We start from the raw sequence: 8,039 nt of genomic DNA, 5'->3' as shown, positions 1-8,039 counted from the left end.
CATGGATATTGACCATTCGATCACGGGCACGAGGAAGATCGAGCATCTTTTAGCTCCCTTTGGTGCAACGCTTCGAGGCTATCCTTCGCGGTACCTGCCTTGAGCCTGGTCTTCGCGATTTCAGTTTCTAACCGCCGGAGGACTTCAAGGTTCCCGCCTATTTGCGGATAGGGCCGCAAGCCCGGCCGAGATGGCGTCCGGTCTCTCGGCCGCGTGGGTCGTGACGCCGACCCGAACGCGGCAGTCGGGGGTTGCTCAAGCGCAAAGATGCCCCAGTTATCACCAGCGAACCGAAGCTGGAGATGTCGATGAACGACAAGGCTGCCGCGACGCCGCAGGCCATCGGCCACGAACGGATCGACCTCATGGACCGCTACTGGCGCGCCGCGAATTACATCTCGGTCGGCCAGATCTACCTGCTCGACAATCCGCTGTTGCGCGAACCGTTGAAGGCCGAACACGTCAAGCCGCGGCTGCTTGGCCATTGGGGCACGACGCCGGGGCTGAACTTTCTCTACGTGCATCTGAACCGCGTCATACGCGAACGCGACCTCGATGCTCTGTTTATCTGCGGGCCGGGCCATGGCGGTCCCGCAATGGTCGCCAACGCCTGGCTCGAGGGCACCTATAGCGAGATCTATCCCGATATCGGGCAGGGCGAAGACGGCCTCAGGAAACTGTTCCGGCAGTTTTCCTTCCCCGGCGGCGTGCCAAGCCATGCCGCGCCCGAGACGCCAGGCTCCATCCATGAGGGTGGTGAATTGGGATATGCGTTGGTTCACGCCTTTGGCGCGGCCTTCGACAACCCGGATCTGGTGGTTGCCTGTATCGTTGGTGACGGCGAAGCCGAGACCGGTCCGCTCGCGGCGGCATGGCATTCCAACAAGTTCCTGAACCCGATGTCGGACGGCGCCGTCCTGCCGATCCTGCATCTCAACGGCTACAAGATCGCCAATCCAACGATCCTCGGCCGTATGGACGATCAGGAGTTGCGAAGTCTCTTCGCCGGCTATGGCTACGAACCGTTCTTCGTCGAAGGCCACGAGCCGCTTGCCATGCACCAGTCGATGGCCGCGACGCTCGACACGGTGCTCGATCGCATCCGGTCCATTCAGGAGCAGGCACGGGCTCCGGGATGGCATGGTCAACGCCCGCAATGGCCGATGATCGTGCTGCGCAGCCCCAAGGGATGGACAGGTCCCAAGGAGGTCGATGGCGAGAAGGTCGAGGGTTTCTGGCGTTCGCATCAAGTGCCGGTGTCGAACGCACGCGGAAATGAGGGCCACCGCAAGATCCTCGAGAACTGGATGCGAAGCTACGAACCGGGAGAGCTGTTCGATGAAAGCGGGCATCTGTTGCCGGGGCTCGCGGCACTTGCCCCAACAGGGACAAAGCGCATGGGCGCAAGCCCGTACGCGAATGGCGGACTGTTGAAGCGCGATCTTGTGCTTCCCGACTGGAAAAGCCTGGCGCTGGAAGTGCCTCGTCCGGGAGGCGTCGTCGCTGAAGCGACGCGGATTTGCGGAAGCTATCTTCGCGAGGTGTTCCGCCTCAATGCCGAGGCGCGGAATTTTCGCCTGATGGGGCCGGACGAGACGTCATCCAACCGCCTCGACGAGGTGTTCGAAGTTACCGATCGGCTCTGGATGCAGCGCATTGAACCCTACGACGTCCATCTTTCCCGTGACGGACGTGTCATGGAGGTGCTCAGCGAGCACCTCTGCCAGGGCTGGCTTGAAGGCTATCTGCTCACCGGCCGCCACGGCCTGTTCTCCTGCTATGAGGCCTTCATCCACATTGTCGATTCGATGGTCAACCAGCATGCCAAATGGCTGAAGACCTCCGGCGAGCTTGCCTGGCGCAAGCCGATCGCCTCGCTCAATTACCTTTTGACCTCGCATGTCTGGCGGCAGGATCACAATGGTTTCAGCCATCAGGATCCGGGCTTTGCCGATCTGGTCGCCAACAAGAAGGCCGATACGGTAAGGCTCTATTTTCCGCCGGATGCCAACACCCTGCTGTGGATCACAGATCATTGCCTGAGAACCTATAACCGCATCAATGTCATTACCGCCGGCAAGCAGCCGGCACCGCAATGGCTGTCCATTGAAGAAGCCGAAGCGCATTGCAAGGCGGGGGCGGGCATCTGGGAATGGGCCGGTACGGTTGCTCAGGGCGAGGAGCCCGACGTGGTCATGGCCTGCGCCGGCGACGTGCCCACCCTGGAAACGCTGGCCGCGACCGACATTCTGCGCTCTGCGATCCCCGACCTGAGAATCCGTGTCGTCAATGTTGTCGACCTGATGACGCTGCAGTCGAACACCGAGCATCCGCACGGGCTCGCCGATGGAGACTTCGATGCGTTGTTCACGAAGACACGGCCTGTAATCTTCGCCTATCACGGCTATCCCTATCTTATTCATCGCCTGACCTACCGTCGCGCCAACCATGACAACATGCATGTGCATGGCTTCCGCGAGGAGGGCACCACGACGACGCCGTTCGACATGGTGGTGCTCAACGAACTCGATCGCTACCACCTCGCGCTTGCCGCCATCGAACGTGTGCCGGGACTGGCCGAAAGGGCTGAAGGGCTTGCCGGCGAACTCCACGGCCGGTTGGTGAAGCACAGGGCTTATGTCCGCGAGCACGGCGAGGATATGCCCGAAATCCAGAAATGGAGCTGGCCCGACAAAGGCGCGGCAAAGGCGCGCCAATGACGCGTCGGTCGATCCTGGCGCTGAATGCCGGTTCGTCCAGCATCAAGTTCGCGCTTTACGATCTTGTCTCGTCACAGGATATGCAGCTCGTTTCGCGCGGCACGTTGGACTTGGGCGACACACCCACACTCCGCGCAAAAGCGGCCGACGGAACGGTGCAGTGCGATCGGCAGCTCGCCACCGACAAGCCGCGGGACGCGGCCATAGGCGAGATGCTGAATTGGGTGCAGGGCGAAATCGGCGAAAGAAACCTGCTCTGCGCCGGCCATCGTATCGTGCATGGCGGAAGCGAGTTCATCGAACCTGTCCGTCTGGCCCCAGACATCATCGACGCCATCGACAGACTGACGCCGCTCGCTCCGCTGCATCAGCCTCGCAGTCTCGCGCCGGTCCGCGCGATAGCCGCCTTGCAACCGGACCTGCCACAGGTTGGTTGTTTCGACACCGCTTTCCACCAGACGATCGATCCGCTCGTGCGGCGCTTCGCCCTTCCGCGCCAATATGAAGGGCAAGGCTTGCGCCGCTACGGGTTTCACGGTCTCTCCTATGAATACATCGCCGGGCGGCTCAGCGGGATATCGCCAACTCTTGCGGCGAAACGCACCATCGTCGCCCATCTCGGCAATGGTGCCAGCCTTTGCGCTTTGCGCGAGGGCAAGAGCATCGATACGACGATGGGGTTTTCGGCCCTGGATGGCCTCGTCATGGGCACGCGGTGCGGCGCCATCGATCCCGGCGTGCTGTTGCACTTCCTACTGGAAAGAGGCATCGCGGCTGAGGAGCTGCAGACGATGCTTTACGAGAAGTCGGGACTGCTCGGCGTATCCGGTATTTCGGGCGACATGAGGACGCTGGAAGGGAGCAACGATCCTCGCGCCCAAGAGGCGATGGCGCTTTTTGCCTTCCGCGCGGCGAGGGAAGCAGCAGCGCTTGCAAACACGATGGGTGGTCTTGAATGCCTCGTGTTCACCGCCGGCATCGGCGAACGGTCCGCGTCCATCCGCAAGGCCATATGCGAAAAATTGACCTGGCTTGGCGTGGTGCTTGAAGAACGCGCCAACGACATCCACGCCGAAATCATCAGTCGTCCCGAGAGCAAGGTGGAGGTGCGCGTGATTGCGACCGATGAGGAAAGTGTCGTTGCACGTCACAGCCGCAAGGTGATGCAAGCCTGAAGGCTCGCCATTGGCATCGGAAACCCGACGTCGGTTGGGCTCGGTAAAAGCGCGGGCAAGGGCATTCCCTGTACGAAAATTACCAAGCAAGCGGTCGGGGGAACCAACGGCCCATGGAAATATTGTGCGAGCAATCTCGGCTAAACCCGAGACCGTCGGCACGATGATCAGGCCGACAGCCTTACTTCAGGCATTGGCTGAGGAATCCATGTTTACGGACGATGTTGCGGTGAGGCGCCTGAAAATCCTGGTCCAGCAATATGTCGAGACACGCAAGAAACGCCACGATGTGATCTCTACCGCCAAGGCCGGAACCGCAATTCGGGAGGTGATGCCAAGTTGCCCGCTTTCGGGAAAGGCCTTCGATGATCTGATTGCGGCCTGCGCCATCGAGCATGGCCTGGCTGTGCTCTTCGACAATCCGGGTACATCAGGCACTGAAATCTGAGGCTGGCGCTTCCGATTCCATCGTCGCAATGAGGAGTTCAGTCGGCATGTCCAGGTACTTTTTCGACCTTCGAGACGAGAGCGGAAGCTTGCAGGAGGATCCCGAGGGCCAGGAATTTTCTGATCTAGCGAGCGCCGAGGAAAACGCGATGGCGTCGGCGAAGGAAATCCTCGCCGAAGAACTGCTGCATGGCAAGCCGCTGCGTACCGGATTGGCCTTCGAGATTTTTGACGAGAACCGCAACCTGGTGCTGCGCTTCCCCTTTGCGCTCGCGGCCGAAAAGGCCGGCGAGCCCCCTTAATCCCGAATTGCCTGGCGGCCGATCCCCTGCAGGGGTCATGCAAGCCGGGCCTCAATGCGTCCTATCCTTCCGCCTTGAAGTTTCTGGCTTCTTTCTCGACCTTGGGGCTGTCCTTGCCATGCTTTTGCATAAGCTCCTTGGCCTGCTTGGGTGAGACGTCGGTGGTCTCTGCCAAGCGCAGCGCCTTCTTGTCCTTGCTTTCGGTCTTCTGCTTCTTGGCCGTCATGGCTCTTGAACTCCCTTGAAGCCTGTTCCGATCGATCTTTGCCGGTCCCGAGCATATCCAGATGAATTGTCATTGCCTGGTTTGCTTCGACGAGACGTCAACGAGACGATGCGGGTCAGGTTCCGTGCATCGTCTGCTCATGTCCGAACTTGTCACGCCACGCGGCGATACCGATGGCGATCTCGGATGAATTCATTGAAGAAGCGGCCTTTTGAGAAAGCTTTGGTGAAAGCGGCATAAGTTACCGGAGCAACATCCTCATAGTCGTAACGTTTGCCGCTCGGAACAAACCAGACCGAGAGGATCCTGGTGGCGGGGTCGTATTGTGCGTTTCGGATCACGGTCGATGGCATGGTGGCACCCGACGGGTCTGCCCGAATAACCCGTTAGCGATCGTCAGGTTCCGCCGATGCCCTCGCGCCTTGCACCGCGACTACCGGTCGCGCGGGTTGCCCAACTTCGGGTCGCGCTTCCTCGAATATCGGTCGATGCGTGGCAGGCTGTCATCAAACTCGATGTACGGTAGCCTCAGATCCCAATAGGCATGGGCTTGCGGCTGAAAACCTTCAGGTTTGTCAAGAAAACCGACCGTCACGTAGAACTCGTCCGGCAGACCTTCGTCGCTATAGCCTATCGAGCTTCCACAGTCCGGGCAGAACGTGCGGGTGACGCCTGGCGTTTTCGAAAAGGCCTTCGGTGTCCCTCTAAGAAGCTGAAATTGCTCAGGCCGGTAACCGACCCAGATTGTCATCGGACTTCCGATGGCCCGGCGGCAATCGTCGTCGTGATCGTAGCATATCCAGAAAGGCTCTCCGTCCATGGCTGCGGCGATCCCTCCGCAGAAGCAGGCTCCGGTCTCGCGCCGCATCGTCTGTCCATCCTGTCGCGCCCAAGGGACGTTCAGAGAGCGGCCAAGCGGCCGCTCCCGTTCAAGGTGAAGTCCTCGAAATCATGCATCGTGATGCTCGGGCATGCTCTTGAGCTGATCCTTGGTCCAGTTCGTCACCGCGTGAACGTCGCCGTCTTCATCGCGCATGAATTCCAACTGGCTCGCGGGAACGGCCACCGGCTTGGCACCTATGCCGAGAAAGCCGCCGACATCGATGACGACCTGACTGGCGGCTCCAGAGCCGTGGACGTGCGAAACGCTGCCGACCTTGTTGTCGTCCGCGTCGTAAATCGTGGCGTCTTCGAGAATGTCTGGTGTCAGTTCGGTGCTTGTGAGGCGTACGCGGTTGGTGTGATCCATCGTTCGAGACTCCTGTTGGGTGGAGTATTTGAACCTCTCAGCCGAGCAAACGTTCCGAAGAATTTCGGGGCGACGGACGGACGACGCAAGGACGCAAGAACCCTCAAATCAGCCTCGGGCCCGAATTGACTCGCAAAGCTCTGTACGGAAGCGTACAAAAGGAAATCGTCAGCAGCACAATTGGGCGCTGACGCTTGGGAGTGACCACCGCTCTTGCCCATCGCGAGGCATGGCGTTGCATGGCAAAGGCGCCCGAGCACCCCGGTCTGCCAGTAGACGCGATAACCGCGCTGGCGCGGGATACAGGCGCCACTGAACAGCAGATACGCGAAATCATATTTCTCCAAGAGTTCGATCGCGCCTCTATCCTGCGGGAGGCTCGTTTGCTGGCGAAAGATGGTCAGCCAACAAGGCCTTCGAGTTTTCAGCAGTAACTGTCGGTTTCATACCAACGCGCCGGCTCGTCTAGTGCTGCGCGAGACGAGGTCTATGGTTCGTTACCGTCCGCTCGTTAGACGGACGCGGCCGGCTAAGAGATCCCAGTGCTCTTGCCCAAGGGAAAAGAGTCTCGTGGATTACCAGATACTGCAAGCCAAGAGCGAATTGCTTCGCCGCATGAGCGCGGACGATCTCGCGCGGCTAAGGCCGCATCTGGCGAGCGTTTTCCTGGAGGTGCGCGCGCCACTGGAGAATGCGGGGCAGAAGATCGAAGCCGTCTATTTTCTGGAAAGCGGACTGGCCTCGGTGGTGGCGCGGACTGCGCCAGCGACCGAAGCGGAAGTCGGAATCATCGGGTTCGAAGGAATGACGGGTTCGGCCCTGATCATGGGGGACGACCAGGCGAACTTTGATTGTTACGTCCAGTCGACATGCGAGGCGCTCCGGATAGAGGCTGCCCCATTCGTCGAAGCCCTGGAGAACAGTCCTACGTTGCGGTCGTTCCTGTTGCGCTATGTCCAATATTTTCATGTTCAGACAAGCTATACGGCTTCGATCAACGCACGGCAGAGCCTGGAAGTCCGGCTGGCGAGATGGCTTTTGATGTGCAGCGACCGCACTGTCGGCGACAGACTTATGATAACCCATGAGTTTCTGTCCATCATGCTTGGTGTCAGGCGTCCGGGGGTTACCGTCGGTCTGCAGATGATCGAGAGTTACGGCTATATCCGAGCGCGCCGCGGAGAGATCACGATCCGCGATCGAGATGGTCTCATAAAGTTGGCGCGAGATTCTTATGGTCCACCTGAAACCCAGTATCGCCGGCTAATCGGAGATTTGGGCTCGCATCATCCCGCGAGGCAGGAACGGCCTCGCGCTTGAGCGCTGGGCCAACAGAGGCTTCTCCGCCACTGAGCCGCCAAGGACCATTTCAAGTGGCCGACGCGATGGTGCCGGTGAGACACCGTTGCCTAAACCCGCGTCGGCCACCGCGGCATTTTTTGGGGATGCCGCGTTGCCAATCTAGTTGCTGACAAGCAACTGGCAACGAAGGCTCGCGGTTTGGTAAGAACCGTACGTACATGCATGCAACCTCCCTCGGTCGCATTCAAGGCATGCCCGCGAAATCCTGAGTAGAATACCGTCACCCCGATAATCTCCGGATTGGCAGGCTTTGATGCGGTGATGTCCACAGGGTGGGGTGCAGATGCTGGCTCGGTTCCGATATTGCCAGGCGGGCTGGCCTTCACCATCTAGCTGGGATGGCGGCACCCAAATCGAAAACACTCGGCTCCGGCTCATCCGGGCTCCAGCACGATCTCTTTGGTGCTGCCGACGACCTGCCGGAAGGCTTCCTCTACCAGCCTGGTCTTATCACCGCGCAAGAAGAAACCGAACTCGCCCGGCATCTCGAAGGCCTGCCTTTCGAGGCGTTCGATTTCCATGGCCATCTGGCAAACCGGCGCGTCGTGGGTTTTGGCC

At 59.9% G+C, this 8,039-nt stretch carries 9 protein-coding genes and 1 pseudogene; 6 read left to right on the top strand and 4 right to left on the bottom strand.

What is annotated here, in order from left to right:
• The first annotated feature begins 308 nt into the window (after positions 1-308).
• From EN984_RS14300 to EN984_RS14285, 4 genes are all read left to right on the top strand, one after another.
• On the top strand, positions 309-2,720 hold the full coding sequence (locus tag EN984_RS14300) for a phosphoketolase family protein (protein ID WP_127267423.1): 2,412 nt from the start codon (positions 309-311) through the stop codon (positions 2,718-2,720).
• Positions 2,717-3,895 carry an acetate/propionate family kinase gene (locus tag EN984_RS14295; RefSeq protein WP_127267422.1) on the top strand — a complete coding sequence of 393 codons (1,179 nt, stop codon included), beginning with the start codon at positions 2,717-2,719 and terminating at the stop codon, positions 3,893-3,895. The genes EN984_RS14300 and EN984_RS14295 overlap by 4 nt, the downstream gene beginning before the upstream one ends.
• A 10-nt stretch (positions 3,896-3,905) precedes the next feature.
• The gene (locus tag EN984_RS38745; protein WP_245456899.1) at positions 3,906-4,343 is read left to right on the top strand and encodes a hypothetical protein; all 438 of its coding nucleotides are present in this window, start codon (positions 3,906-3,908) and stop codon (positions 4,341-4,343) included.
• A gap of 88 nt (positions 4,344-4,431) precedes the next feature.
• Positions 4,432-4,644 carry a hypothetical protein gene (locus tag EN984_RS14285; RefSeq protein ID WP_164749045.1) on the top strand — a complete coding sequence of 71 codons (213 nt, stop codon included), beginning with the start codon at positions 4,432-4,434 and terminating at the stop codon, positions 4,642-4,644.
• A gap of 61 nt (positions 4,645-4,705) precedes the next feature.
• On the opposite strand, the gene EN984_RS14280 is transcribed toward EN984_RS14285, so the two are convergent.
• The 4 genes from EN984_RS14280 to EN984_RS14265 form a co-directional block, all read right to left on the bottom strand.
• Positions 4,706-4,870, bottom strand: a complete 165-nt coding sequence (locus EN984_RS14280) for a hypothetical protein (protein ID WP_081738679.1) — start codon at positions 4,868-4,870, stop codon at positions 4,706-4,708.
• Positions 4,871-5,022: 152 nt separating this feature from the next.
• Positions 5,023-5,223: a KTSC domain-containing protein gene (locus EN984_RS14275; protein WP_127267421.1), complete on the bottom strand. Its 201-nt coding sequence runs from the start codon at positions 5,221-5,223 to the stop codon at positions 5,023-5,025.
• Positions 5,224-5,303: 80 nt separating this feature from the next.
• Positions 5,304-5,738, bottom strand: coding sequence for a GFA family protein (locus tag EN984_RS14270; RefSeq protein WP_127267420.1), 435 nt, complete (start codon positions 5,736-5,738; stop codon positions 5,304-5,306).
• An 81-nt stretch (positions 5,739-5,819) separates the two neighbouring features.
• The gene (locus EN984_RS14265; protein WP_127267419.1) at positions 5,820-6,119 is read right to left on the bottom strand and encodes a PRC-barrel domain-containing protein; all 300 of its coding nucleotides are present in this window, start codon (positions 6,117-6,119) and stop codon (positions 5,820-5,822) included.
• A gap of 615 nt (positions 6,120-6,734) precedes the next feature.
• Here EN984_RS14265 and EN984_RS14255 point away from each other — a divergent pair.
• Both EN984_RS14255 and EN984_RS38200 read left to right on the top strand, forming a co-directional pair.
• Positions 6,735-7,439 carry a Crp/Fnr family transcriptional regulator gene (locus EN984_RS14255; protein WP_164749046.1) on the top strand — a complete coding sequence of 235 codons (705 nt, stop codon included), beginning with the start codon at positions 6,735-6,737 and terminating at the stop codon, positions 7,437-7,439.
• 380 nt (positions 7,440-7,819) lie between these two features.
• Positions 7,820-8,039: pseudogene (locus EN984_RS38200) on the top strand (alpha-ketoglutarate-dependent dioxygenase AlkB); the annotation flags it as partial.

It is taken from the genome of Mesorhizobium sp. M7A.F.Ca.CA.004.12.1.1 (assembly GCF_003997835.1).
GTDB lineage: Bacteria > Pseudomonadota > Alphaproteobacteria > Rhizobiales > Rhizobiaceae > Mesorhizobium.
The sequence above is the reverse complement of the archived record's forward strand: the minus strand, read 5'-3'. Positions and strand labels throughout refer to the sequence as shown.